Raw genomic sequence first — 1,144 nt, forward strand, 5'->3', positions numbered from 1 at the left:
GAAGAAGTACCGCGCTTCATGTTTATCTGGCTGACCTTCTGCGGCGCTGTCGTCGCCATGAAGCAGAACACCCACATCAACGTGAACATGTTTGTGCACATGGTCGGCAAGCCGGTGCAGAAACTCTTTTACGCCATCACCCAGGTGCTGGTGCTGATCTGCGGTATCTACATCACCTACGGTACCGTGATGCTGCATACCGTGATTGCCGAAAACGCCTCGCCGGTGCTGCAGATCAGCACGCTGTGGGTGTATGGCGTGACCTATATCGCCGGCCCCGGTCTGGCATTGATCGCCTTCGTCAACCTGATCCGCCTGGCCTTGGGCCGCGTCACCGATCAGGAACTGGCCGAAAGCCATGAGGATGATCCCGAGATGCTGGCCGAGCGCGAGCTGGACAAGGTGGGTGAAGAGCTGGCGCATGAAGAAGAAGCGCGTCGCGCTCAGGCAGGAGAGAAGAAATGACACTGATTATCTATGTGGTGGCGCTGCTCTTTTTCGTGGCCATCGGTACGCCGATTTCCTTTGCCCTGTTGGGCTGTGCCCTGGCACTGATGGTGCACTTGGGCATGATGGACCCGCAGATCGTGGTGCAAAACATGTGGGATGGCGCCAACAGCTTCCCGCTGCTGGCCGTGCCGTTCTTCATGCTGGCTGGTGAATTCATGAATGCCGGCGGCATGACCAAGCGCATCATCAAGCTGGCGATGGCCTGGGTCGGCCATATCAAGGGTGGTCTGGGCTACGTGGCGGTTATCGCTGCCGTGATCATGGCATCCCTGTCCGGTTCGGCCGTGGCCGATACCGCTGCACTGGCTGCGATCCTGTTGCCGATGATGAAGAGCGCTGGCTACAACCTGCCGCGTTCGGGTGGTCTGATCGCTGCCGGCGGCATTATCGCCCCGGTGATTCCGCCGTCGATCGGCATGATCCTGTTGGGTGTGGCCGGTCAGGTATCGATCGCCAAGCTGTTCCTCGCCGGTATCGTGCCGGGCATCCTGATGGGTGTCGCGATCATGGTGACCTGGTACTTCGTTGCCCGCAAGGATGACGTGGTCGTGGAACCCAAGGTATCGATGAAGCAGCGCCTGATCGAAACGCGCAATGCCTTCTGGGCCTTGCTGTTGCCGGTCATCATCATCGG

2 protein-coding genes are annotated in these 1,144 nt (G+C 59.4%); both read left to right on the forward strand.

The window, feature by feature from the left end:
* Positions 1-465, forward strand: a 465-nt coding sequence (locus AC0KVQ_RS16465; protein ID WP_473422282.1) for a TRAP transporter small permease, incomplete at its 5' end; no start/stop codon positions are given.
* On the forward strand, positions 462-1,144 hold a 683-nt coding region (locus AC0KVQ_RS16470), incomplete at its 3' end, for a TRAP transporter large permease (RefSeq protein WP_473422283.1). The genes AC0KVQ_RS16465 and AC0KVQ_RS16470, both read left to right, overlap by 4 nt.

The sequence above is a fragment of the Formivibrio sp. oc-25 genome (assembly GCF_055810895.1).